Origin of the sequence: Paenibacillus sp. RU5M, from assembly GCF_900221055.1 — a bacterium.
Lineage (GTDB): Bacteria > Bacillota > Bacilli > Paenibacillales > Paenibacillaceae > Paenibacillus > Paenibacillus marchantiae.
On sequence record NZ_OBQM01000002.1, the window covers coordinates 757,176 to 780,006 of the forward strand.

Sequence of the window (22,831 nt, forward strand, 5' to 3'; positions counted from 1 at the left end):
TCATCATTTTTTTGGAAAGCAAAAAGAGCCGATCAGTATAGATCAAGCTCCAGCAATAATTTTTCTTTTTGGTATTCGACTGAACTACGAAGTTCAGTAGTTTTAAATTCCTCCAGAGACCTCACGGAAACCTCATTCTCTGGATAAGCGGCGAATGGTGTCATTGAAATTTCGGGCAAAGTAGCATTTAAAATTGTTCTTTGGTAGAGCTTCTTTCCATCGCGCTCTATCTTAGACCAACGGTCACCGTTCGTCTGGACGTTGAATCCAAAGGAAACACCGTCTACGTCACCGCGGTCAATACTCTCATGCGCATCGTTCCCCCACGAACTATTAGGCAAATCCAATTCGAACCTCAGTTCAGTTGGTCCATCAAAAATACGAAGTGTGCCCGACTTGGTATTGCCTAAAATCTGGTCAGTGCGATGGCACCAAAGAGATATCGTGTTGTGATCTCGCATGTATTCCGCAAAAGCTCCTGGCGCGATAATCTCAACGAATTCGTCCCCATACCAATCCTGCATGATATGGGATTCCGAATTATACTTTATCGACCCGTTAATTGTACGCGTCTCTTTATCATCACCAGTTTGACGAATTTCATAGGTAATTGGTAACGCTCGTTTTTCTCTTTCATTTTTCGGTTTTTTCTCCTTTTCCAGTTCCTCCACCCCCTTTCTTGTACTGATTTCCTGCTTCCTCAAGCGGAATTACATTGCCGTTGACGTACAACCTATCTCCACCAGGCAAAGGAGCCTTATTTTCGTAAGCTCTACCTTCATTCGGTGTATAAATCCCGCCTTTGACCGCCTTATCCAAAGCGTCCATCCGTGTTTTAAAATCAGCACGCAAGATTGCGTCGGCATTGAACCTGACGAAATATCCATCCTGTAGTTCACGACTCAAGAACAGTTTCCGTGTAAACTCTTGCTCGTAGCTTGTCAAAATCGGCAACATGGTGTCCGTGTAAAACTGTTGTTGTTGTTGCTCATTGTTGCTATGTGTAGCTCGATCAAGATCATTTAGTTGATGCATCTTTATACCGAAGGCTGCGGCCAGCTGACGGATGGTCAGTTCAGTGTTTTCAAGAAATTGAGCATCTGTCATGCTAATACTGATTGGTGTGAACTGATATCCGAACGGCATCATTGAAATTCGATGACTATTCTTTAATCCAGATGACATCTTTTCGAATTGTTCACGGAAAATTTTCTTTTCCGCCTCTTCCATCTTGCCTGTGTACTGGATCAATCCCTTTGTCTGTAATCCGTTTTTGTAGAAGTTATTAATAAAGCTCCCCGCAGAAGCCGCATTTTCTACGGCACTATGCAAGTAGTCCAATGTTGGGACGCCAACAAGTCCATTCAAAGTCACACTGCCTTTAACGTGAAGCATCTCATGCTCAGGTATCTTGACCAACTTCCCGCCTACATTGACCTGATACCAAAGCTTTGTTCTTGTATTCAAAAGGTTGATATCATCGACAATAACAGTTACGCTATCCGAATCAATCGGCCACAAAGCAACCGCCCGTCCGGACCTCTTGTCAAATTCGATGTTGGCGTATGCATTTCCCATGGCTCGGTTTGATTCCAATGCCTTGAAAAAGTCTATAGCAGACATTAACGGGTTGGGCTGCAATTTCAAAAGCGGGTATAAATAATGATTCGTCCCTTTGGTAATGTCATCATCGTCTGACTGGTAAATCTTTAAGGGCAGCTTTGCCACGGTTTCAGACAATATTTTTATGCAGGTATACACCGTTTCTACTTTCAAAGCTCCTCTGCCTCGGACGTTACCTCTTGCTGAATCAATTCCTAACCATTCAAGTAGCCTTCTATCTTGCTGGGTTACGTTTTCTGTACTACGTTGCTCAAACGCACGTTTAAGAAACATTTATCTTTGTCACCTCCCCTTTGGCGGCAACCTTGATACACGCATAACCAAGACAGCTAGAATGATGCTGCTTAATCCAGTGCAATACAATCCTGCCGTAACATTGATTCGATAAGTTGCCAAATTAATAATCAGAACGCCCAGAAACAGCAAATAATCCTCCGCATAGTCGCGCAGGAACTTCAAAAGCCTATTCAATTTCAATCACCCCAAAGCTGGCTTAATAGTTCGTTAGTGGCGAACTCAGACACGTCCATTTTCGGCTCCCCGAAAACAGCCCTCACATGTGCGTCAATTGTCGCCGCAACTGGATCGATCCTATTTGTTGATTTCGTTTTATCCAGAAGAACATTTTCTTTCTGATCAACCTTTAAAACTGCGTTGCCCATTGCCCAAGTCAATAAGTGATCATGCTCATGAACAATCTTCTTCTGCAAAACTAACTCACGGAATCCTTTAATTGGCTCAGACAGAGTTTGAATCCCTTGACGGATCTCCACGATCTCATATCCTCTTTCGGACATTTTAATTGCGAATTGCGTAGCTTGATATGGGTCATAGCAAATTTCCTTAACGATACATCCCCATTCCTCCGACTTTTCCACGATCCAATTCTCAATATACGTCTGATCAACTACAGGACCAGGTATTACCTCAAGCCAACCCTTTTCAACCCATAAATCATATGGCACCTTATCCGTTTTTTTCTTTTGCTCCAATGTATCGGCGGGTATAAATGATCGATGTCTGAGGAAGTATCGCCCATCAGGTAATACAAATTCGAACACCGCTGAGGACAAGTCGGTTTTCATTGACATGTCGACACCTACAAAAGCTTCAACGCCGCGCACATCAGGTGGTGTATCTGTCCCACAGTTATTCCAAGCTTCCATACGCATATATTTCTTCTCACCCCCACTTACCCAGACGTTCATGTTCTTTGTTAAGAAGTCGTCCATTTTTTCTGGAGCATTAAGCGCATTTTTCAATCGTTTGCGAATGCTGTCACGCCCTACTTCGTGTGAAGCAGCTATAGGATTTGGTTTTTCCCAAACTGATTCATCCGTAACATCATCAATTAATTTTCCATCCTCATCTTTGTCCAGCTCGTTAACCATCGCGAAGTACTCGTCGTTCTCTGTACTATCATCATTCGGATCAAGCAGACGCGAAACCATATCATAATCAATGCGATAGCACGGGCTGTTCAGGTTCTTTCCAGCCGTTGTGATAATCATCATGAGTGGCTGTGAGCGTGAAATCATACCCGAATCTATGACGTCGTAAATTTCAGTTGTTTCATGGGCATGCCACTCATCCACAATTCCACACTGTGGGTTGAAACCATCGCCCTTTTTGCCATCCTCTTTACTCAACGCCTGGACAATAGAGTCGCTTTTGATGTGTCTTATAACGCCATAAGAGGTCTTGAACTTCCCTTTCAGTTCAGGACACTGTTCCAGCATAACTTTTGTTTCATTCCAAACAATCTTCGCCTGTTCTTTCTTGGTAGCCGCACAGTAAACTTCTGCCATACCTTCACCCATTGCGGCAGCTTCGTATGAAGCTACACAAGCGAGGCTTTGGGACTTCGCATTTTTCCGCCCGACTTGCCAGTACGCATACCGGAATCGACGGAAACCCGTATCGACATGAACCCAACCGTAAATATTGCCGAATATGAAATACTGAATTTCATGCGGTACAATCCGTTGCCCTTGTAGCGGACCCTTCGTATGGCGGAATAGGTTCATCCACTCAAAAAATCGCATGGCCTTGTCTTCATCGAAAACGAAAGGGAAGTCCGGTGTGTTCTCCCGCCCAATATCCTTCAAGAACCTCATGCATGCCCATATGTGTTTTTGACACGCTACGACATGCCCGTCAATGACATCTCGAGAATAGTCAATCAAATATTGTTTGATCACTACACGCCACTAAACCTTTTTTCAACATCGGAAGGTTCCTTCTCTTCTTGCTTCGGCACGACCAATTTACACCTGGAAGAAATGGTCAATCCCAAGTCACTTGCAGCTTGACGGCACTGCTTAAAAAACTTGTCCTGGTTAAGCGTAAGGTCTGCGTACACACTACTGAATATCTCTACCGTTTTTGTACCTGGTATCAATTCCCCGTCTACACTGTCGTTTTCGGATTGTTCATATTGGACAATTGGACTTCGATTCAGCAATTCATTTGTCACCTGAAGATAGAGCTTACGAGAAATTAGATAACGGCATAGGGCATCCACATCCAAGTTGGACATGATCCCGATCGCTATTAGCTCGTCCGAAATCTTTTTAAAATCCCGGCGCAAATCTTTTGGCAAATATGATGGAGCTCGTATTTTATCGGATGGTGCTTTTATCTCGGCGGCCTTCCGTTCCTCAATTTCTTGCTTGGTCAGATTTTTCTGTCCCTTGTATAGCAATAGGTCAATCGGTTGACGCGGCCTCGCCATGACACCCCCTCCCTTCTCGTTTTCTGGAAGCTAGATCCAGCGACAACCCTAATTCCGAAATTTCATTTAGGGAATTTTTTTTACGCGAGACGCCCCAGCCGGTTTTTCACCCCGTCCTACGAAATTTCTGATACCCCCCTGCCACTTTGGGGATTCGTCCGGTCATTCACCTTCATTTTTATTAAGAGGCTTAGAAGGCCGTTTCTGTCCGTCTGGTGACGTGTGCATGGGCAACAAAAAAAGCCATACATTGATGGCTTTCAGAAGATCATCTTTTTGATTTGGAATCTCAATTCTGCGACTCGTGTTACAAAACGGTCTGTCAAAGGATCTCCACGCAACTTTGTCGTGAATTCATTCCACAGTTGGAATGCGTAAGTAGCGGCCAGATACTCCTTCTTTTTGCTCTTGTCGTTCTTGATCTCGTCCATGTATTCTCTCAACGGACGATTGATCTTTACAGAGAAAAGCATCCATTCATCATAGTTAAGTTGCTTCTGCTGCTTCGCGTACTCATCTTCCAATTCAATCATGTACTGCTTCAGATCCATTCCTCTCACCTCGATCTTATGATCTCACATCATTGCCAAATCCACCATCCATGGTCACGGTCTTAATGTCATGGCATCTCTTACATAGCGCTTGCCAGTTGTTTGAATCCCAGAATAGCGTATCGTCGCCTTTGTGTGGGATGATGTGATCGACCACAGTCGCTGTTGTTCCTTGACCTTCTGCCTCGCACTCTACACAGATAGGATGCTTACGCAGGTATCCTTCTCTGGCTTTGCGCCATTGGCCGTTGTATCCACGCTGTGTTGATGTGCCGCGTCTCCGGTCTACCTCTCTTGCTCGCTCTCGCTTATGAGTTGGACAGTACGCCTCGCTCGATAGCTCAGGGCAACCTGGATGATTGCATGGCCGCTTGAGTTTAATCGGCATCGGCTTTGACACAACTATCATGAAGTTCTTTCATTGCTCCAGCAATCTGTCCTGATGTTTGTGCAGTTTTCAAACCCATCTCACAAAGCTCATCCATAATGACAATACTCGGATTCAATCCATCGGGCAGCTTGACTTCCTGTTTCAAAAGATCGGGTGGGATTCTATAAGCGGCAGCAATCTGTTTCGTTAAAACTGAATCAGGAATGCGGGTACCCATATGGCTATTGCATTTAGGACATTTCCATCCGTCCCTTATCTTATGGCTCGTTTCCTCAAACCCGCACTTCTTGTCTATGCAATAGTGAGTCGTTAGCTTTTGCTTTGTCATTTGCGACCTCCTTCTGACATAGTGGCCTCTTACACATCTGCACCGATCCCGCCCATTCTCCCCACACGCAACCTCTGCATTGCTCAGGCTGTAGCTTGGATACGATCGGTACGGCTGGTATCTTCCTTATTCCTTTGTTGACCATGATTCATCTCTTGTTTCATCCGACCCAATTAAATGCATCAGACCAACAATAAAGTCACGCACGGTAGCGGCTAAGTCAGGCACGCCCTCAACGAGAATGATTTCATTTGCATCGAACTCAAACTTTGAGGTCATTCTACCTGTTCCGAATCCAATTTCGGCAGTCACCCTACAACTGCTAACCTCTTGACGGATAAATCCTTGGTCAGCTCTAATCTCTCTATGGGTGAATTCTGCTGCCAGGATCGCAATGGAACAGCTAGACTTTAGCGGGAAGTACTTACCACCACATCTTCTGCATTTTTCATTCATCGCTTGTTGCCTGTCCCAAAGCCTGCACCCACATCTATCACACTTATAGCTGTAGCTTATGCTCACTCCAATTCCTCCTTATCTTCCTCAATGAGTTATTCATATCTATATATTTTGCATAACTGGAACACCGTTAGATTTCTTAGGTTTATCAAGGGTTTAGTCCACATCCAAGATTTGAGTTATACATTCGATATTTATGAATAACTCATAGTCCGAATCGGTTCATGGCTGCATCCATCATGTCTTGGTCCATGCCGATATAACGGAATGTGATGGCCTCTGACGCGTGGTTAAGCATCTTACGAACCAATGTAATATCCTTGGTCTTCTGATACATGTGGTACCCGAATGTCTTTCTCATGGTGTGGGTTCCGATATCCTTCAGCTTGAACTCCTTGGCTGCTTTGTTCATGATCTTGTATGCCATGTCCCGCTTGATCGGTTTGTTCTTTCCTTGGCGAGATGGGAACAGGTAATCATCATCGTCCAGGTTGGCGGTATACTTCTTTAGCTCCCGTTTCAATACCGGGTTAATTTGAAGCCACCTCTTCTTCCCTGTCTTCATCTCGGTCATGACGATGTGGTCACCCATAACGTCACGCTTCCGAAACTTCAGCATGTCCTGAATCCGGTAACCTGTATTGATTCCGAAGACGAACATCATTCGGTTTCGTTCACTCTCAGCAGCAAAGAATTCCTTTATCTCTTCGATCATGGCCGGGTCACGGATCGGCTGAACGATGTTCACCAGCCATCACCTCCCTGTTAAAAAAAGAAAAGAGCCATCCGGTAACCCTCCGAATGACTCCAAAGACTATCAAGAAAATTTTATCCGGCCTTGCTGGGACTCGAACCCACCGTTTCCTGAAAGGCCATAAAATAATCCGTATTTATATAACCGCCCGGATGGAGCGGCTTGGGGTGATCTTACCCACCTTCCCCGCATCACACCGCCCTTCGCCAGTTATGAAGCTTGACTGGGTCACCTAGCATGATCGAGTCCGGGTGGAATAACGGTACACCAGGCACACCGGAGAGATTAATTCCTCTCTATGTGCCCTAGTGTATAACTGAAATACAGACGCAAAGCGGACATGGAACAGACGTGGTACAGACAGTTAACAGACGTAATGCAGACAGGATACAGACACGTTTTTCATGTGATAGGTCCCATGAGTTTCAGTGTGCTTGCTATGGACTCAATTCCTTCGTCAATCCATCTGTCAACTGATCTGTCGGTAATAAGACGGAACTTCACTACAGCCGCTTTTCGCGGATGCCCTTTAATGAAACGATATTCAATGAGTTCTTTCACTTCTTTATCCATGATCAAATTTACAGCCAGTTCGATTTCTTCCACTTTCGTCTTCCAATCTATATATAAAGCCTGCTGACGCTCGTTTCTTTCCTTACCACTCAACAAATCCACTGTGAGCTTCATTTTCGGATACCTACGCAGCATGGACCTAACAATCAACTTATCCGTCTCTGTTACACTCTCATAAAATTCCATTTGGTACACCGCAGCCCCCATATATGGCCCCTTTCCCTATGAATCAAAATCAAATGCAGCTTGTCCTACTGGCACCACTGGCTTCTGAGCCTGGCGAATCAAACCTTCTTCTACCCAGCGTTCCGGCGCCTTCTTCTTATAATTATCCCAAACTGGTGTTCCCGCCACAATCCTTTGGAACTTATTTTCTTCAACTGCTTTTTCTGTCCATTCCCAATGGTATTTCGCTTCGAGTTGGGTCATTTGATTTCACCACCCGCCTGCTGTCGCCGTTTTTCAGCCATCTGGTATTCAATACATCTTGCTTTATAGTAAGCGGCTTCACGCTGCATTTGATCCCGTTCAAACGTAAGCTGCCAGTTAACTTCAGTAATGGCCTGTAATGCTTGGTCTTTCTCCCCAATTAAATCAATCAGGTCTGAAGTAGCTGCGCCTTCCAATTCGTTCATGTGAAGTGCTATACGGTTGTTCATTCCACCACCAACTTCCCTAACTTTTTCAGACTCCGTCTGCTATGGACCCCGGTGAAGCTATTGAGGTATGCAATCTTTTTCATGGTTCGTGAAGAGTCCAATTGCGCTGCCATCCGATCAGGGAACGTCATTTCATGACAGTGTTCATCATATCTAATCTTCTGAGCCTCAAGACCGATCACCAGGCAGGATTGTATTGCAATGGCATCGTCGTAAGTTAATCCGAACTGTCTCATTCTGTATCCGCTCCTTCCCCACCAAATATTTTTTCAGCCATCAATCTTCCGGGCATCCTTTTGTGATTCTTCTTCACGTATTCATACAATTCCGCACATGAAGGGCAAAAGTCTTTACCACCGCCAGACACAGCGCACTTTTGGCAAATCTGGTTGTCGCAAGTAGCATGCGTGCCGCCGATCATTCTTCCCTTTTCATCTTTTGCCGATGTCCAAAAGTAATCAATGATGAAGTCGCAAAATTGAGTTGACTCATTCTTTTTGCAGAATGGGCAAGGGTGTTTGGGCATCGCCAGAACTTCAGCCATGCTTATCCGCTCCTTCCCCACCAGATCTGGCGTTGTCTCGGACTTCTCTCGCCTTCTCACGGGCTTCTACTCGGGTGTCACACTCCATGATTCCTGATGCTGTTGTTTTGTCTTGTACGAATACGAATCGTCCGTCAACTTGTATTTGAGGGCAAAAGGCAGTTATCACTACGCGGTTTCTGTACCATGATTTCTCTTTGGCGCGTACCTTATCGCCAATCACATGTTTACTCATGCTTATCCGCTCCTTCCTCAACCAACTCGAAGTCCTGCAACACTAAATTTCCGTCCATATCCAAGCAACCCACATATACTTCTCTACCTTGACTGTCTGTCGCAAAGTATTCTTCTGTTTCCTCATACAAATCCGCTGTCAGTTCCTCACCCTCTTTTACCTCGTACAACAAGTTTGTTCCGCTGAACGCTTGGAAGGGATCTGTGCATCTCACCTTAATCTGTTTCAAGTTGTTCCGCTCCTTCCTTGGGAGCCAACCACTCAGGATTGTTGTAGATGTTCCCGATTATTTCATCGTCAGTCACGTCATATCCCGTCCAGCCACCATTTCCGGCGTTAGCTTTGTACAAACTCACTGGTACCGCCTTGAACCGCGATTGTTTGGTGTCATAACAGATAATCCGAACCTCTACGTCATTTTCTTGAATGTCTCCTTCGTATATCGGATACCCGAAACGATCTTCCCGTCCTAAAGGCTGCATGAATTCAAAATCACTCATTCTTAATTTGTGATACCCTCTGCCATCCATCGGCAGATAAACGCCAACTACCTTAGTTTCATAGATAATGCTTTCAATCGTCTCAGGCGGTAACATAACGCCCAAAGGTTTATACCACGCACGCGGTGCTTTTGGTTGCATCTTGTATATCCTCCTATTTGGGGAGACCGACCAACACCTGATACGGCCTCCACTTCGTTAAGTTTATTCGGCCGTTCCGATGGCCTGACGGCCTAGTGCATCAATGAGTCGCAACCTATTGTTGTTGCTGGTATAGCTTAAATTTTCTTTCTCGCTCCAGATAATCATCGTAGTCATACCATGCATACCCAACGCCTTGAATGATTCGATTATTACAGCCACACTCGCAAATTTGATTCAAACACCCTTTGGCTTTCCGAAAATCCTTCTTGTACAATTTAGGCATCATTACGCCGCAGCGCACACATTCAAAAGTCATGCCTCTTTCAGTTATGTTGGCTTTCCTGTTTTGCGATGGAGGAGCAAGGCATTCCTTAAAAGTTATTAATTCCAAAGCTTTCAGGCTCCCTCCTATGTTATAAGTCCAGTACAGCCAATAACGCGGCTTTGCATCGTTGTTCAGGGGTTGCGTGCATCAAATCATACTGGTCACATTCGCCTTTTTCAGCAAGTATGATTCTCAGCAATCGGTTCGTATATCTCGTTCTAACTCTCACGTCCTTGAGTGCCTCTTCTACGTCCCATGCATCTTCAATTTGTCCTGAATATTCAGGAATGAAATAATAGTTCTTGCCCAATCTGATCATTGGAGAACCTATCAACGGATGCACAGGTTGATGCAATACATGTACAGCGACCAATATGTTCAAATCCGTTCCAGGCTCCATCGCCAACACTTGCTCCCGGGTCAACGTTGTTTGTGTCATCTATATATCCTCCCTAACCCACTCGTATTTTTGCATTTCAAGTACGTGCCACACATATCCGTCTATCTGGATGGTCCCTCTGAAATCCGGGAAGTACTCTCTCCCATCTATGGGCCATCCGGTTCCGACCACCATGTAGCGCAGATAATCCGTTTTATCAGGATGAAATGTATCCTCAATCTTCATGATCCACATAACCATCTGCCCGTCCTGCACGCCGCAGGAGACGATTTTACTGCCGTGTGGGACTGTTATCTGCTGAATCTGTTCAGATGGCTGTATGACGTATTTATGAATGACTGGCATGTCATATCCTCCTTACTCTTCAAATAATTTCAGTTCGTGGAATTGACCAGTCTCTTCAATAGCCATTTTCAAATCTTCCAACGCTTCTGTGTATACAGCCTGATCGCCGTCATTTGGATATTCGATCATCAATTGTCCGTGTAAAAAGATTCCTATTTTCATGTGTTATCCTCCTTAGTAGGGAGAGGCCCGCAGGCCCCGACCCATTTATTTAGCCCAATCAGGCGCATTTTCCGGTACATAGTCGATAAATCCCTTACTTTCCTGAAACCACTTCGCCCCTGCCGCAAATCCGATTACCGATATGTCGATTTGTTCACCATCATCTGTTGTCCACTCGTCAATATCCGCATTTGAACATCCGATCTGTTGCAGCACTCTGATTGTTTCAGGCGAGTTGGCAACCATCACATATTCCAGTTCCCCTAATGAACCTTCCGACTCAATCACAGGCAAGCTATTCAGCAGTTTCAGTTTGTCCATGGTTCCCCTCTCCTTCCTGACCCAAAACAATCTCTAGGGCAAGCAGCACCAACTCGATGTCCTCTGTGTCTATCGTGTGGTCTGACTCTCTCAACATCGTAACTCCAAGCCGTTCCAAAAATTTATAATCAATAACCCATCCGCCTTCACCGTCCGACTGTCGTGGGAAGCTGATCTTGCGTGCCTCTTCAAGCTCCTTGCGGAGCCGATCGTTCTCTTCCAGCAAGCCTGGAACAAGAAGTGCAATCCTCTCATCAATACTTTGCAAACGAGTGACCGAGCTGTCCGCTAGGTTGTAACTGTTCGTCGATTCCATTCGTTCGGTAAATTTCGCATGATCGTTCAGCAATTGTTTGATTTCTTCCTGCTTACTCATGACTGTTCTTCCTCCCTCAAATTCACCCAAATTACCGCGCCCTGCGGATGGTTGTATGGCACTGGTTCATCGTATTTAACTGGATTCTCAAGCACCCAAGCCCAAGCCTGGTTGTAATGAAACGCGCCGCTGAGGTCTTCAATCCGATGGTTGTCTCTATTGGTGTTGAATATCCCAACGGGACAGGGGATACAATCTACTAAATCAACCGTTCCCCACACCCTGCTTGTGCCACTGCTGATAATGCCGATCTTTCCGCGCTTATGGGTCCGACTGCCCCGAATCTCCCACGTTTTTTCACCTGAAAGAATCTTATTCGCCCAATACGGTTTAATCACAAGTCCTTGCATGTATATCCCTCCTTGGTTAGAGGCCGGAGCCTCGAACCTCTATGCGTTGTTATTTTCTTTATCAACGGTTTGGTGATAATTTTCCAGAGCTTCATAAACATCTCGTTCATACTTAGTCCCTTTTGCAATAAGCTCCAACATTTCTATCAATCTGTTGGCTTTTTCTTCTGACCGCATCTCCAGTTGAGACCTAACAGAGAGCTTAACTACCTCGGTCAACTTCTGGCACATTCTTGTCATGTGTGTTATCTCTCCTTTGGTGGGCCTAAACCCGTGGTTTTAAATATCCAAGTTCAATCGCATGCTGCTGAATTGATTTCATGTCCTCTTCTGGATATGCCCAATGAGTTCCATACAGTCCGCCGTAACCGTTGTTGTGATTCGTGTCGTTCGCTCCCAATATGTAATCCCGGAAGTCGCACACAAGCCCCCAAAGCGTACCGCCATGACTGAAATACCGATGTTGTCCTTGAACCAAATCATTCATAAGTAGTGGTCGATTCGTGTAATCATCCACGAGCCAAAGATTTCCGTCTGCCCAATGGAAAGCCGCGTACCTGTCGTGTGTTTTGCTGTACAAGAATCTTCTGCCTCTACTCCCGATTACTCGAATGAGCTCATTAATTTTGTCTATTCTATCTTGATTACGAAAAGGAGCTTCGTTCTTTTTGGGGATTGATTGACCTATTTTTCTCACCTTTATTGATTCTAAGAATCCCAAAAATGTAGCATCACAATCATAATCACTGTACGATCTATACTCATCGCTTTTGGCTTTGCTTGCCGTTTTCGCCACTCGAATAGTCGTGTGAGGGGATTCGAACTGATCCCCGCAATAGTAGAATTTATAAACTTTCCACATCTCCACTTTCATCCGCTCCTTTGTGTGGTGGGAAGGGAGGGTATTCCCTTCCTCTGTTAAAAAAAGTGTTACTCCACTAAATCGAACCAGTGCCCGTAATATGTCTCTGCTGCCGGGTCGGTACTAAAGTAATGAATCCCTCTGTTCTCGTTTCTAATACAAACCTCTTCTTCGTCAATCCATATAACCTTGTATGATTTACCAGCAATCGCATCCGGCTTCATGATCAAATCTTTCGTACAGTTGAGTTGCATATGTGTCTTGTCTCCCTTCCTCTGTTATCCCTTAATTGCATATTTGATCTTTCCTGATTCTATATCTCGTTTCATGATCTCCCGGCGACTCAATGGCGGTCTGGTTACCGCCTCTTCTGGCGTTTCGCCTTCGGACAACCTCCGCATAAAAGTGCTGTATGACACGTTGTTACGCGCAGCCTGTTCTTTCACATCTTCCCAAGTCGGCTTTGGCTTCCCGTGTTTATCCACCATCGTCCTGAGTGGAGTTGTAGCCGCTTTTTCAGGTGACCAACCTTGACTGGTCCGTCTGTAATAACTGCCTCGGGTTACTCCGTTCGCTTCCGCCCGGTCCGGCCAATCTCCATGCTTAACATTTTTCCCTGGTCGCTTGCTGACAGCATCTTTCATGGACCATCCAAGTTTTCTGACTCTATCCTCTAAAACTCGGTTTCGGATTCCATTCGCCGCTGCCACTTCATACTGCCTTGGAGTTATAACGCGGTGTTCGTAATTCATGCCCATCCCTCCTTGACCGATTTTCTAGGAGCCACTTGGAGATATTTACTCAGCTCCTGAATCTGATTTCCTACCGGACATTGAACGTTACAAACCTTCTCCAGCCGTGATGAGTTTTGACCGTTACGAAGATTCATTGCAATTCTGATTTCACAAGGATCACATTCGGATCGGATGATATTGTCTATTTGCTGTAATGCTTCTTTCCTGGTTTTAGGAACCGGGACATAATATTCGTATTCCTCCCGTACCGGAGGGATTGATATTGGCTTCTTCGTTAATTCCTTGGTCTGGATTGAAGCAGCTTCTTCAGGTGATTGACCGCTATAAATGCGATACACATAAGTGCTGTAAGATATCCCGTTGATTTTCGCCGTTTCCTTTACTCTCAACCAGCCCGATTCTTTTCTCATGTGGCAACACTCCTCTTGCTATAAGGCGTTTTCTTTTTATCAACTTTTTCCGTTGCAGCTCGTTCATGATCCCAGCCGTTCTTATATCTGGCATAGTAGGTTGCCTTTGGAATACCGTTTGCCAAGGCTATCTCCGGCCATTCCCCATGCTTTTCATGTTTCCGCACCGGATCCGTTACCGCTTCTTCAATCGCCCAGTTATACCGATTCACCCGTTCTATCAGTTGCCACTTGCTTATATCGTTCTTGGCCGCGGCCTTGATATCTTCTTGGGTGATTTCCCGAGACAAGGACATTTGCCTTGCCTCGAATCCACAGAACGGGCAGCGGAACAAATCCGTCCGTATCTCCTTCATATCTGCTGTGCATTGATAACACGTGATAATCATGACCCTGACGCCTTCCAGTGACGTTCTACCGCCCATAGGTAATCTACGGGTACCCTCTTGCTTGGAACCTCGTAGGCGTGAACGTCGAAGTCGGAGATGTGGATACTAGAACCTTGTTTCCGTTTGTATGCGTCCCAGAAGAAGCGAAGGACCGTATACGGCAATAGATATGTCTTATGTTGCTTCCGGAACTCTACCAGCAAGAATGATATACCGTTCATCTTGTGAGCTTTTAACAGGTAATCCACCTGATGGTCTTTCAGGTTCTTGAGCTGGAACCGATCCAGACTCGCAATCGACTTGGCTTCGAACACGATTCCGCGTCCCGTTTTAACAATCCCGTCATAATCCACCGTCGAAGGCTCTTCATAAAATCCCTCAAGTACCTTCGCCCCAGCTGCCTTTGTTACCTTGACCGGAGTAGGCCGCTTGTTTACCACGGCCAGCCCTAATTTGTCATATCGTTCATTGCTAAAAGTTATGATCGCTTCAAATCCCATCCCACGATTACCTTGTAATGTCATGAGACACCTCCAGCGGTTTTCTTTGCCTGTTGCTCAGCAGCAAAGCGCATCATTTTTTCGAATTCGTCTTCCGAAACTTGCTGTCCCGGATCTCCTTTCGGTGATGCAGGAACAACGGCTATAACTGGTTTCGATGGTTTGTTTGCGGATCCAGAACGTTTTTGTTTTTTCTTCTGCTTCATCACCAGTACCAATTGAACGTACTTGGCTCTGAATGTTGCGGCACTTCTAACGTTCACATTCCAGAAATCGTCGTAAACTACCCACTCCATCACTTCGTTAATTTGATTAATATCCGTTTGCTCGTCCGTTTCTACCAATAGACGAAATTGGTCTGCCCATTTTTCCATGTTGGCTTTTGCCGTTCCGTTTTGTATCCCTTCCCTTACACACATATCATCAACATTCTTGCGGAAACGGATTGCCATCTGGTAGTAAATATTGTCTTCGTTGTACTTGGGTGTTTTTGTCCCTCTCTTTCCTTTATTCGATTTAGAAGAATCATCAGATAAAAGAGGGGTGTCATGAATAGCCGAAGGCGATTCGGGACTATTATTTTCTTTATAAGAATAGTTATTTATAGATAGTTCTTTATAGGGTGCATGCTGTGCACCACCCTGGTGCATGTGGTGCACTACCCCTGGTGCATCCTGTGCACTACCGTGGTGCATGTCCTGCACTACACGTGGTGCATGCTGTGCACTAGGTCTTAAAATTTCATACACATTGCTTTCGTTCAGCCCTTCAGTTCTCCGTACTCGTTTGACCAACAACTTCCGTTCAATTAGCCAATCGATGCAATCAATAGCCTTCCGCCGACTCATGGAGCATTTTTCAGCAATAGTAGTGTAGCTTGGAAAGGCAGCTGCGTTGTTAGCGCAGCGGCACAAGTAGAGATAAACCAATTTCTCATGTGTTTTCGTATCTATATCATCAAATATTTCATTGGGTCCCATAAAGAACCCAGTATCGAATTTAAGTTGATTCATCATAATGTTGTAAATCCTTTCCCGCGTCTATTTCAAAGCCGCGCTTATGATCGTTGCCGCTAGACGCCGGAAGCGGATGCCCGCCTCCGTTTCGTCCAACATGTCATGGCATTCGTCACATAGGTGTGCTAAATCATATACTTCAGTTCGATGGTCAATTTGCTTCCGACCTGTAAGGTGGGCACGCTGTGTGGCCCTAGCCTTTTCACAAGCTTCACAAATCCCTTGAGAACGTTCTTTAAGTTGTTTATCCACCGAGTCCCTAATGTCGCCCATTTGCCGCTGTGTCGGCTTTATCCGCTTGCTTTTAGTCTGTTGTGACTTTGGATAAGGATTGAAATCAAGCTCCATACACGGCCTCCTGACCGCCTTGCTTGCCCAGTGGCTGATAATTTGGTATGATTACAGCAAATGTGTTATAAAAATGGCTTGATTGGCGGTTGCGTTCGCGAGACGCAGCCGCTTTTCTATGTCCGCATGACTCATCGTAATGAACACGGCATCCTTCACAGCAAAACATTGATCCGTTGTCCTCCACCTTCAGAATGTTGTACCTCGATATTGAAATCTCGCAGTTCATGCAATGCCCCACTGTCATACCTTGAGTTGTGTACTCCCGATTATCTACCGGATTATCTACTCGCTTTAACAGTTTCTCGAGCCGAAGTATTTTCAATCGGAAATCTGCCTGTTTGTATACATCCTCCGCATCAGCTAACTGGTGATACGTTTGAAGAAGCTGTGCACGCAACGCGCGGCGCTGGCGATCCTTTGTATTCTGGTTCATGCTTGTCCCTCCCGGAGTTGTAATTTATAGTTCAAAAACTCAATGTCTTCGTCAAACCAATCGCCTGTACCCGGCTGAGCCTTTGCCTTTAACTTTTCCAGTTCAACGATCCGCTTGCGAATCTCCATCCGTTCATACAATCTCTCGAGTGTCATAAGCGTCCCGCCTTGTCTGCCAGTTCGGTGAAAACATCATCAAGCACCTGTAGGTACTGGAATTTGTTTTCATTCGGCCAATCTACGCTCATAATGGCGCGTGCCTGCATGCCGTACACTTGTAGGTAATCCTCGTCAGCGTTGATAAAGTTGTCTACCAGTGTTTCGCGGTAGTGTTGAAGCTGCTGGAGCGATACCGCCCCGGGGAATATCCACGAAACGGCGTTTTGTTCAATCACTTCATTCATTCTGTTCATCCTTTCAAGTAGGTATTTTTTTCTTCTTTGTCGAATAACCGAAGTTATTGAGGAGGTGAAAGAAATAGACAAATATAAAGTTGCTTCGTTACTTGGATACGTAACTGATCTGTTTGATAAAACAAATAGATTAGTTAACACAACTTTCGAAAAACCTGAGAACCCATCACCACTTGTTGCAACATCACTTTCAGAAATTTTTGCTTTGTGCGAAAAAGCAAAACTGTATGTTGATTTGAATGAAGAGATAGCCCACTATGAAATCAGTTCCCTCTTCACGTTTTTCGATCGTGCATACTTCCAGTTGAAAGAGGTTATTGAAAAGAAGGACAGAAACACCTCTTGGCTTCACTCAACATTTGAAAGCTACAAATCTCAACATGAATTAGTTGTTCAAATGCTTAAAGGCATTTGAGTTGATTCCCTAATAATCTCTCTCGCTTTTTTTGCAAATCCGTTGTATATCAGTTGGTGCAGCATCTTCTCGATGTCTGTGCCTTCTTTCTTCGGTCTTCCTAAATCCCACATTGCAGAATGTAAATCATCGACACACTTTGCTGACTCCATCACAGATTGAAATAATTTTTCCGCTTCTGACTCAACGTAAGACTTAACAGCTCGAATGATTTCGTCATGAGTTAGTTGTTGGCTCATTTCATTCACCCTTCCTATAGCGCCATCTGGCGATTCATATTTTCGATTTCCCGAAGCAGGAGGCCTTGTGGATACCAAGCTGATACCCGGTCTAATGCCTTATCGAAATCTTTGACTAACGTGTCTCTCATGCTGTTTATCTGGAAGTAGTCTTTATGGTCACGCCAAAGTGCTGAATATGTTTTGGCCCGCAGGCTATTGTTCCGGTACGCCGATGAGTCCGCGCCGCCAAGTGTAGTTAAAACCACTTCGTTTCCTATCTGAGCTAACCGCCTTTGCTGCCCGTAATTGATTGTTGTGTTATTTTCAACGCGCTCCAGGCGACTTTGTATCTGCGGCAACTGTTCCATAACATCGGCCGTCTTACGAAGAGCGATAGCCAGAGCGGCGTCCTTATCTAAGGCTTGAACAGAATATTGACCAGTCTTGCGAATCTCAGGCAGTATTTCATCAGCAACTTTAATTTGAAATATCTCAGCAACAGCATTTTTAGCCTTCATTGCCAATCTGTAGAAAGTGTTTTCTGGTATGAACCCCTCTTTCCCAGGTTGTTGGGAAAACCCCATTTCTTCCAAGTATCCATGCACCCTTGACCACCTAACAACTTCGTTGCCACTTGTGGCTACGGTGGTAAAACCAAGTCCGCGAGCAACATCCTCTAAATTAAGTTGAGCTGTTCCTCTTTCGTCGATGTATACCCGAACGTCTTGGATATTGATCAAGTTACTCATCATCGGGTTCCTCCCTCGAGTTCATTTTTTCTTGTTTAACAATCCATTCATCGAGTTTCTCAATACGAAATCTAATTGCTGGTTTAGTGGAAGTTTGTGTTCCGATTTTATAGTGCGGCAATGATCCTTCTTTGCACATTGCATAAATTGCCGGTTCGGAGACATTTAAATATTTAGCAGCTTCACTTACAGTCAACCTTTTCCGATCCAGCATCTTCGGAATGTCCTGTTCGATTTCGGCTCTTAATTCAGAAAGTAGCTGCTCTCTTACTTCCGCAAAGAATCGTCCTGCCATATCTTCTACATTCATTCGCAAGACCTCCTCATTAGCCCACTTCCCTAATCAAGTTGTAGAGAGGTCCCGGGATTGTTTCCTTTGCTGCGGCAATCCTCAATTCTTTTGGTTCTAACCCGAGTACCTCAGCCAAAGCAATGTTCAGTGCATCCTTACCTGGTGGCATTTTTCCGTTCTTCATCTTGGATAGGACAGATGTGTGCATGGAAAAACCCTTTTTATGAAGTCTTCTGCAAATCTGGGCCAATTTTAGATCGGCTTTAGCAATACCTTCGCTGAGTATTGCGGCATAGCTCATCTTTCATCACCACCCGGTGTTGATTATTTAATCACGTGTTGAATTTTTAGTCACAGTGACTATGCCTAAATATTATCAAGCTGTTTCGAACAAGTCAATGACTAAATATTCACCACAGGCAAAAAAACGTTGAATAATTCTTCAACACTATGTTAATCTTATAGTCATACATAAGAATTATTTTTGAATGAAGGGATGCTAAATAACATGGATTATTCAAAACTGGTTGATGAATATATAAAAAGTAGTGGACTGAGTTTAGCGACCATTGCTGAACGTATTAAAGGTGAGGAAGGCATCCCTATTGATCGGTCTTATATTTCGAAACTACGGAATAACCCTAAATATCCTGCTTCCGATGAGATAAACAGAGCACTCGCAAAAGTGACAGGTGGAGATCCTGAGAAATTAGTTATGGCTGCATACATCGATAAAGCTCCAGAAGAGGTTAAAAGTTCATTACGAAAAGTCTCTGTTTATGAGAATTTTTTAAGATACATCTTAATTAATAAACCGTTGAATGTTGAGTTTGAAGGCGAAGAGAGCATAAGTGATGAAGAGAGAAAAGAAGCAGAAGATTATGTAAACTCACCAGAATTTTTCGCATCCCTTTCTGAAAGTGAATTAAACAACCTTCTAAATGATGTTGTTGAAGATATGTACAAGAACGATAAGGATGCATATAACAAACTTGTAGTTTCTCTAGGGAAAAACGAGGGGTTAATAGCAGAATCACGCGCTACCTACAACAGTAATACGATGACCAGGATACCTGTACTGGGCCAAGTCGCAGCAGGGCTTCCAATAGACCGTATAGAGTATAACGAAGGTTACACTCTTGTCGATCCAAATCTGCTGAAAGGCAATGAAGGGTTCGCTCTTAAAGTAAAAGGAGATAGCATGACAGGAGACCGTATACATGAAGGCGATCTGGTGATTGTAGCAGTGCAAAACGAAGTCCATCCACACGAAATAGCTGTTGTGTCTGTAAACGGTGAGGAAGCAACCCTCAAAAGAGTTAAACGGCAAAATGACATGGTTATGTTGCTACCATCAAATCCGCAATATGAAGCCCAGTTGGTTCCTGCTAATCAAATTCATATTATCGGCAAGGTGGTTGAAGTTAAATTTTGGCCTGCATAAGGGAGTGAACATAAATGGCTAGTTATCAAAAGCGAGGATTGCGAAGTTGGTTACTTGTCGTCGAGACTGGTGCTGACTCTGATAAGTTCAGGGATAAGGAAACGAAAACAATTAGAGTTCCAGAGGAATTGCTTAAAACGCCAAAAAAACTCGAACAACATTTAGATGAAGAGCTACTTAAATTTAAAATCGAAGTGGAGACGGGTGTTTTTTTTAAAGCTGATAATATGAAATTCTCTGATTTTGTACCGGAATGGAAAAAGAAGTTTGCAGAAAAACATCTAGAGGAAACAAGCCAGGGAAACTACCTTTTCCACCTCGAAAAACGAATTTTACCTTACTTTGGTCATATGTTAATGCAAAAAATCAAACCTCTCCACATCGAAACTTATCTAGATGATCTTTCCCAAAGCGAAAAAGAGAAACATCAGAAGTCTACAGGAGAAAAACTGGGCTCTGCTACCCTTGTCTATAACTACCGCGTTCTCAGAAGTGTTTTTACCAAAGCAAAGGAATGGAAAATAATCAAAGAAAATCCTTTGGATGGAGTTAAAAAACCCAAAGAAGAACAAAAGGAAGTTGAGGTTTACGGTGAAGAAGAAGTCTCTTTGATTCTCAGACTATTAGAACCGGAACCTGTACTTTTCAAGTCTTTGATTATTTTAGCGATTACAACAGCCATGCGGCGAGGAGAGTTATTAGGCTTAGAGTGGAAGCATGTGGATTTCGAGAATGGCATAATTAATATTAATCAAAGTATTCCTAAGTATAAAAATGGACAACCAGTAATCAAAGGTCCAAAAAACAAAGGCTCAAGAAGAAAGGTTGCAATCCCGCAAATAGCATTAGAGACTTTGCGTGAATTTGAAAGACAGTGGAAGAAGGATCATTTCAACAGCGAAGATACATGGTTAGGAGGCTCTTATAGATTTTTGTTCTCTAATGAAAATGGCATGCCGTTTTATCCAAAAACCATCGGAGATAAATGGAGATCGTTCCACAAGCGTAATAGTGAACACGGTTTGAAATACATTAGATTCCACGACCTCAGACACACCTCCGCAACCCTTCTAATCAATGAAGGTGTCCACCCTAAAATCATCTCAAACCGGCTTGGTCACTCTAAGATCGGTACAACAATGAATGTGTATGGTCATGTAATTGACTCTGCCGATAAAACAGCTGCAGAAAAGTTCCAAGGTCTTTTTACGGACAAAACAAAAACCGACGTAAGTACGCACTCGAAAGTTGTTGACGAGTTGTTGACGGATTGTTGACGGAATTCATTGTGATTCATAACATTACAAATAATACACATAGGACCAATATCGAAAAACCCTTGATAATAAACGGATTACACAAATTCATATGAAGTGGATTAGTTCTAAACTCTCCTCTCCCATGAAAAAGAAGCTCTCGAAAGAGAGCTTCTTTTTGTTATCTTTATTATGTACCATAACCCCATTGACTAATTATAAAACCGCCATCAGACAACCTATTGCCCATATTCATCCATACTGGCCTCGAATTGCGATTGTAACCATCCAATATCTTTCAGCCATTCCTCCATGTCATTCATAAATTCCGTATGATCCAAGTGTTCGATCTTATATTTCTTCAGTTTGTCGCTCAGAAAAGCATAGAAATAATGACTCAGCTCATATCGCTGTCTGCTTTTGCTAGACGTTTTATACTGATCCTCACTGACTGTCATATCAAAGTAAATCGTATTGTCCTTCTTAGCGTATCTGACCGTCGATTTTCTCTCATATTCTTCAGGCAGACATCTGAAAACAAAGAACAGCTCAATGCCACACGCTTGATACTTACTTTCTGCTTTATCAAACACAGGCTGCAATTCATCCGAAAGTGCGGCAACCTGTGTTAACCCTGAGGTGTCTGTCGACTTATCCAGTATCATGGTACATGCCCTCCCTTCTAGCTAATTCCGATGCACACAACGTCAGGCAGTAGAGACATGTTTCTTCCCTCAATCCACCTTATTGGATTCTCTTCTCCTGCGCATGGATACATTCAAACTCAACAGCGGCATCAATAATCCCAGGGCTGGCAAGGCCATATTCCAGGACTGATATCTCACAGATTGAATGATCATCAAACCAATCGCCATCAGCATGATGATCTGTGTAATCTGGTATCTGTCCAAATTTCTTTTGAATGCCTTTTTGGAAATCACCCGAATCAGGAAATAGGCAACCATACTATAGAAAACAGCCATTCCGAGAATGGCAAAGAATATGATTAAAGCAGCATTGCCCAAGATTTCCCCTCCTTCACTCCACTTCATTTCCTTAATTTTACCATATGAGCGAAAGAGTGTCATCGGAATGCTCCTGCATGAACTCTTGCACCGCCCCTCATTTACTTCTCTTCACTAATCACTGTCGCGTTATAAATCACAATCCGTTTGCCATCCAGATCAAAAAGCACCTTATTTCCATACTCCGTATCTTGCAAATCAATCTTACCCTCATACGTATGAATCAATTCTCCCGAATTACTGTATACGTTAACCACACGTTCCAGACCCCCGGAGTTGTTGGATCGCATCGTTTTCAGCGCACGTTCACCTGAAGCCGTATTAAAATACCAGATGAAGCATCCCACAATGATGCCTAGTATAACGAGTACCGTTACCCATACACCCGTCTTTGCTTTTCTGCTCAAAATAAACCCCTCCTTTATCCATGTCCAGTACAGTACGAGACAGGTACGGTAGCGGTTTCATAGCTCATCATCTGATAACAGCAAACAGAGGCCCCCAGTTTTGGAGACCTCTGTCCTTTA

47 protein-coding genes are annotated in these 22,831 nt (G+C 44.0%); 3 read left to right on the top strand and 44 right to left on the bottom strand.

Annotated elements, in window-relative coordinates:
• Positions 1–32: 32 nt before the first annotated feature.
• The 37 genes from CRO25_RS09280 to CRO25_RS09450 all read right to left on the bottom strand — a co-directional run bounded on the left by CRO25_RS09280 (position 33) and on the right by CRO25_RS09450 (position 16,893).
• Positions 33–671 carry an HK97 family phage prohead protease gene (locus tag CRO25_RS09280; RefSeq protein ID WP_306291802.1) on the bottom strand — a complete coding sequence of 213 codons (639 nt, stop codon included), beginning with the start codon at positions 669–671 and terminating at the stop codon, positions 33–35.
• Entirely contained in the window at positions 634–1,896 is a 1,263-nt protein-coding gene (locus CRO25_RS09285) for a phage portal protein (RefSeq protein WP_079694732.1), read from the bottom strand. Before CRO25_RS09285 ends, CRO25_RS09280 begins: the two co-directional genes overlap by 38 nt.
• Before the next feature lie 9 nt (positions 1,897–1,905).
• Positions 1,906–2,094, bottom strand: coding sequence for a hypothetical protein (locus CRO25_RS09290; protein ID WP_079694733.1), 189 nt, complete (start codon positions 2,092–2,094; stop codon positions 1,906–1,908).
• Positions 2,095–2,096: 2 nt separating this feature from the next.
• Complete coding sequence (locus CRO25_RS09295) at positions 2,097–3,824, bottom strand: terminase large subunit (protein WP_079694734.1); 1,728 nt, start codon at positions 3,822–3,824, stop codon at positions 2,097–2,099.
• Positions 3,824–4,357 carry a phage terminase small subunit P27 family gene (locus CRO25_RS09300; protein WP_079694735.1) on the bottom strand — a complete coding sequence of 178 codons (534 nt, stop codon included), beginning with the start codon at positions 4,355–4,357 and terminating at the stop codon, positions 3,824–3,826. The genes CRO25_RS09295 and CRO25_RS09300 overlap by 1 nt, the downstream gene beginning before the upstream one ends.
• Before the next feature lie 260 nt (positions 4,358–4,617).
• A complete protein-coding gene (locus tag CRO25_RS09305) occupies positions 4,618–4,917 on the bottom strand; it encodes a hypothetical protein (RefSeq protein ID WP_143813182.1) in 300 nt (99 codons plus the stop codon).
• A gap of 7 nt (positions 4,918–4,924) precedes the next feature.
• Positions 4,925–5,317 (bottom strand): HNH endonuclease, encoded by a 393-nt coding sequence (locus CRO25_RS09310; protein ID WP_257018544.1) that lies wholly within the window; start codon positions 5,315–5,317, stop codon positions 4,925–4,927.
• On the bottom strand, positions 5,286–5,627 hold the full coding sequence (locus CRO25_RS09315) for a hypothetical protein (protein WP_079694737.1): 342 nt from the start codon (positions 5,625–5,627) through the stop codon (positions 5,286–5,288). The genes CRO25_RS09310 and CRO25_RS09315 overlap by 32 nt, the downstream gene beginning before the upstream one ends.
• Positions 5,628–5,753: 126 nt before the next feature.
• Complete coding sequence (locus tag CRO25_RS09320; RefSeq protein ID WP_079694738.1) at positions 5,754–6,149, bottom strand: hypothetical protein; 396 nt, start codon at positions 6,147–6,149, stop codon at positions 5,754–5,756.
• 142 nt (positions 6,150–6,291) lie between these two features.
• Positions 6,292–6,834, bottom strand: a complete 543-nt coding sequence (locus CRO25_RS09325; RefSeq protein WP_079694739.1) for a site-specific integrase — start codon at positions 6,832–6,834, stop codon at positions 6,292–6,294.
• A 408-nt stretch (positions 6,835–7,242) separates the two neighbouring features.
• A complete protein-coding gene (locus tag CRO25_RS09330; protein ID WP_179132118.1) occupies positions 7,243–7,608 on the bottom strand; it encodes a hypothetical protein in 366 nt (121 codons plus the stop codon).
• Between the two features lie 27 nt (positions 7,609–7,635).
• The gene (locus CRO25_RS09335; RefSeq protein WP_079694741.1) at positions 7,636–7,842 is read right to left on the bottom strand and encodes a hypothetical protein; all 207 of its coding nucleotides are present in this window, start codon (positions 7,840–7,842) and stop codon (positions 7,636–7,638) included.
• Positions 7,839–8,072 (bottom strand): hypothetical protein, encoded by a 234-nt coding sequence (locus tag CRO25_RS09340; RefSeq protein ID WP_079694742.1) that lies wholly within the window; start codon positions 8,070–8,072, stop codon positions 7,839–7,841. The genes CRO25_RS09335 and CRO25_RS09340 overlap by 4 nt, the downstream gene beginning before the upstream one ends.
• Positions 8,069–8,308 carry a hypothetical protein gene (locus CRO25_RS09345; RefSeq protein ID WP_079694743.1) on the bottom strand — a complete coding sequence of 80 codons (240 nt, stop codon included), beginning with the start codon at positions 8,306–8,308 and terminating at the stop codon, positions 8,069–8,071. Before CRO25_RS09345 ends, CRO25_RS09340 begins: the two co-directional genes overlap by 4 nt.
• Positions 8,305–8,616: a hypothetical protein gene (locus tag CRO25_RS09350; RefSeq protein WP_079694744.1), complete on the bottom strand. Its 312-nt coding sequence runs from the start codon at positions 8,614–8,616 to the stop codon at positions 8,305–8,307. The genes CRO25_RS09345 and CRO25_RS09350 overlap by 4 nt, the downstream gene beginning before the upstream one ends.
• The gene (locus CRO25_RS09355) at positions 8,609–8,851 is read right to left on the bottom strand and encodes a hypothetical protein (protein WP_079694745.1); all 243 of its coding nucleotides are present in this window, start codon (positions 8,849–8,851) and stop codon (positions 8,609–8,611) included. Before CRO25_RS09355 ends, CRO25_RS09350 begins: the two co-directional genes overlap by 8 nt.
• Entirely contained in the window at positions 8,844–9,080 is a 237-nt protein-coding gene (locus CRO25_RS09360; protein ID WP_079694746.1) for a hypothetical protein, read from the bottom strand. Before CRO25_RS09360 ends, CRO25_RS09355 begins: the two co-directional genes overlap by 8 nt.
• The gene (locus CRO25_RS09365) at positions 9,067–9,492 is read right to left on the bottom strand and encodes a YopX family protein (protein ID WP_079694747.1); all 426 of its coding nucleotides are present in this window, start codon (positions 9,490–9,492) and stop codon (positions 9,067–9,069) included. The genes CRO25_RS09360 and CRO25_RS09365 overlap by 14 nt, the downstream gene beginning before the upstream one ends.
• Positions 9,493–9,555: 63 nt before the next feature.
• Positions 9,556–9,714 (bottom strand): hypothetical protein, encoded by a 159-nt coding sequence (locus tag CRO25_RS33290; RefSeq protein WP_179132119.1) that lies wholly within the window; start codon positions 9,712–9,714, stop codon positions 9,556–9,558.
• 194 nt (positions 9,715–9,908) lie between these two features.
• Positions 9,909–10,259, bottom strand: a complete 351-nt coding sequence (locus CRO25_RS09375; RefSeq protein ID WP_079694749.1) for a hypothetical protein — start codon at positions 10,257–10,259, stop codon at positions 9,909–9,911.
• Positions 10,260–10,565 carry a hypothetical protein gene (locus CRO25_RS09380; RefSeq protein WP_079694750.1) on the bottom strand — a complete coding sequence of 102 codons (306 nt, stop codon included), beginning with the start codon at positions 10,563–10,565 and terminating at the stop codon, positions 10,260–10,262. It abuts the gene before it with no gap.
• A 12-nt stretch (positions 10,566–10,577) separates the two neighbouring features.
• Positions 10,578–10,727 carry a hypothetical protein gene (locus CRO25_RS33295; protein WP_179132120.1) on the bottom strand — a complete coding sequence of 50 codons (150 nt, stop codon included), beginning with the start codon at positions 10,725–10,727 and terminating at the stop codon, positions 10,578–10,580.
• A gap of 45 nt (positions 10,728–10,772) precedes the next feature.
• A complete protein-coding gene (locus CRO25_RS09385) occupies positions 10,773–11,048 on the bottom strand; it encodes a hypothetical protein (RefSeq protein ID WP_079694751.1) in 276 nt (91 codons plus the stop codon).
• A complete protein-coding gene (locus CRO25_RS09390) occupies positions 11,023–11,424 on the bottom strand; it encodes a hypothetical protein (protein ID WP_079694752.1) in 402 nt (133 codons plus the stop codon). The genes CRO25_RS09385 and CRO25_RS09390 overlap by 26 nt, the downstream gene beginning before the upstream one ends.
• Complete coding sequence (locus tag CRO25_RS09395; RefSeq protein ID WP_079694753.1) at positions 11,421–11,774, bottom strand: ASCH domain-containing protein; 354 nt, start codon at positions 11,772–11,774, stop codon at positions 11,421–11,423. The genes CRO25_RS09390 and CRO25_RS09395 overlap by 4 nt, the downstream gene beginning before the upstream one ends.
• Before the next feature lie 39 nt (positions 11,775–11,813).
• Entirely contained in the window at positions 11,814–12,014 is a 201-nt protein-coding gene (locus CRO25_RS09400; RefSeq protein ID WP_079694754.1) for a hypothetical protein, read from the bottom strand.
• A gap of 25 nt (positions 12,015–12,039) precedes the next feature.
• Positions 12,040–12,354: a hypothetical protein gene (locus tag CRO25_RS09405; protein WP_256863610.1), complete on the bottom strand. Its 315-nt coding sequence runs from the start codon at positions 12,352–12,354 to the stop codon at positions 12,040–12,042.
• A gap of 350 nt (positions 12,355–12,704) precedes the next feature.
• Positions 12,705–12,890 (bottom strand): hypothetical protein, encoded by a 186-nt coding sequence (locus CRO25_RS09410; RefSeq protein WP_079694755.1) that lies wholly within the window; start codon positions 12,888–12,890, stop codon positions 12,705–12,707.
• Positions 12,891–12,914: 24 nt separating this feature from the next.
• On the bottom strand, positions 12,915–13,388 hold the full coding sequence (locus CRO25_RS09415) for a hypothetical protein (RefSeq protein WP_079694756.1): 474 nt from the start codon (positions 13,386–13,388) through the stop codon (positions 12,915–12,917).
• Entirely contained in the window at positions 13,385–13,801 is a 417-nt protein-coding gene (locus CRO25_RS09420; protein WP_079694757.1) for a zinc-finger domain-containing protein, read from the bottom strand. Before CRO25_RS09420 ends, CRO25_RS09415 begins: the two co-directional genes overlap by 4 nt.
• On the bottom strand, positions 13,798–14,157 hold the full coding sequence (locus tag CRO25_RS09425) for a hypothetical protein (RefSeq protein ID WP_143813181.1): 360 nt from the start codon (positions 14,155–14,157) through the stop codon (positions 13,798–13,800). The genes CRO25_RS09420 and CRO25_RS09425 overlap by 4 nt, the downstream gene beginning before the upstream one ends.
• 29 nt (positions 14,158–14,186) lie before the next feature.
• The gene (locus tag CRO25_RS09430) at positions 14,187–14,714 is read right to left on the bottom strand and encodes a Holliday junction resolvase RecU (protein ID WP_079694759.1); all 528 of its coding nucleotides are present in this window, start codon (positions 14,712–14,714) and stop codon (positions 14,187–14,189) included.
• A complete protein-coding gene (locus CRO25_RS09435; protein WP_079694760.1) occupies positions 14,711–15,706 on the bottom strand; it encodes a helix-turn-helix domain-containing protein in 996 nt (331 codons plus the stop codon). The genes CRO25_RS09430 and CRO25_RS09435 overlap by 4 nt, the downstream gene beginning before the upstream one ends.
• A 24-nt stretch (positions 15,707–15,730) precedes the next feature.
• On the bottom strand, positions 15,731–16,054 hold the full coding sequence (locus tag CRO25_RS09440) for a hypothetical protein (RefSeq protein WP_079694761.1): 324 nt from the start codon (positions 16,052–16,054) through the stop codon (positions 15,731–15,733).
• On the bottom strand, positions 16,044–16,490 hold the full coding sequence (locus CRO25_RS09445) for a hypothetical protein (RefSeq protein ID WP_079694762.1): 447 nt from the start codon (positions 16,488–16,490) through the stop codon (positions 16,044–16,046). The genes CRO25_RS09440 and CRO25_RS09445 overlap by 11 nt, the downstream gene beginning before the upstream one ends.
• Positions 16,487–16,645: a hypothetical protein gene (locus CRO25_RS33300; protein ID WP_179132121.1), complete on the bottom strand. Its 159-nt coding sequence runs from the start codon at positions 16,643–16,645 to the stop codon at positions 16,487–16,489. The genes CRO25_RS09445 and CRO25_RS33300 overlap by 4 nt, the downstream gene beginning before the upstream one ends.
• Positions 16,642–16,893 carry a hypothetical protein gene (locus CRO25_RS09450; RefSeq protein WP_079694763.1) on the bottom strand — a complete coding sequence of 84 codons (252 nt, stop codon included), beginning with the start codon at positions 16,891–16,893 and terminating at the stop codon, positions 16,642–16,644. Before CRO25_RS09450 ends, CRO25_RS33300 begins: the two co-directional genes overlap by 4 nt.
• Before the next feature lie 64 nt (positions 16,894–16,957).
• On the opposite strand from CRO25_RS09450, the gene CRO25_RS09455 reads away from it, so the two are divergent.
• Entirely contained in the window at positions 16,958–17,317 is a 360-nt protein-coding gene (locus CRO25_RS09455; RefSeq protein WP_079694764.1) for a hypothetical protein, read from the top strand.
• Here the strand turns inward: CRO25_RS09455 and CRO25_RS09460 are convergent.
• From CRO25_RS09460 to CRO25_RS09475, 4 genes are read right to left on the bottom strand one after another with little or no spacing between them, the layout of a single operon-like run.
• Complete coding sequence (locus tag CRO25_RS09460; protein WP_079694765.1) at positions 17,296–17,556, bottom strand: hypothetical protein; 261 nt, start codon at positions 17,554–17,556, stop codon at positions 17,296–17,298. The genes CRO25_RS09455 and CRO25_RS09460 overlap by 22 nt on opposite strands.
• A gap of 14 nt (positions 17,557–17,570) precedes the next feature.
• The gene (locus tag CRO25_RS09465; RefSeq protein WP_097115752.1) at positions 17,571–18,287 is read right to left on the bottom strand and encodes an ORF6C domain-containing protein; all 717 of its coding nucleotides are present in this window, start codon (positions 18,285–18,287) and stop codon (positions 17,571–17,573) included.
• On the bottom strand, positions 18,280–18,597 hold the full coding sequence (locus tag CRO25_RS09470; RefSeq protein ID WP_079694767.1) for a helix-turn-helix domain-containing protein: 318 nt from the start codon (positions 18,595–18,597) through the stop codon (positions 18,280–18,282). Before CRO25_RS09470 ends, CRO25_RS09465 begins: the two co-directional genes overlap by 8 nt.
• Before the next feature lie 16 nt (positions 18,598–18,613).
• Entirely contained in the window at positions 18,614–18,880 is a 267-nt protein-coding gene (locus CRO25_RS09475; RefSeq protein WP_079694768.1) for a helix-turn-helix transcriptional regulator, read from the bottom strand.
• Between the two features lie 207 nt (positions 18,881–19,087).
• Between CRO25_RS09475 and CRO25_RS09480 the strand changes: the two genes are divergently transcribed.
• Together CRO25_RS09480 and CRO25_RS09485 are read left to right on the top strand one after the other, a co-directional pair.
• Positions 19,088–20,023, top strand: a complete 936-nt coding sequence (locus CRO25_RS09480; protein WP_179132122.1) for a LexA family transcriptional regulator — start codon at positions 19,088–19,090, stop codon at positions 20,021–20,023.
• A gap of 14 nt (positions 20,024–20,037) precedes the next feature.
• Entirely contained in the window at positions 20,038–21,300 is a 1,263-nt protein-coding gene (locus CRO25_RS09485) for a site-specific integrase (RefSeq protein ID WP_079694770.1), read from the top strand.
• A 218-nt stretch (positions 21,301–21,518) separates the two neighbouring features.
• Here the strand turns inward: CRO25_RS09485 and CRO25_RS09490 are convergent, their stop codons facing one another.
• From CRO25_RS09490 to CRO25_RS09500, 3 genes are all read right to left on the bottom strand, one after another.
• Positions 21,519–21,944 (bottom strand): hypothetical protein, encoded by a 426-nt coding sequence (locus CRO25_RS09490; protein ID WP_079694771.1) that lies wholly within the window; start codon positions 21,942–21,944, stop codon positions 21,519–21,521.
• A gap of 69 nt (positions 21,945–22,013) precedes the next feature.
• A complete protein-coding gene (locus CRO25_RS09495; protein WP_079694772.1) occupies positions 22,014–22,367 on the bottom strand; it encodes a hypothetical protein in 354 nt (117 codons plus the stop codon).
• Positions 22,368–22,405: 38 nt separating this feature from the next.
• Positions 22,406–22,711, bottom strand: coding sequence for a hypothetical protein (locus tag CRO25_RS09500; protein WP_063564677.1), 306 nt, complete (start codon positions 22,709–22,711; stop codon positions 22,406–22,408).
• Positions 22,712–22,831: the final 120 nt, after the last annotated feature.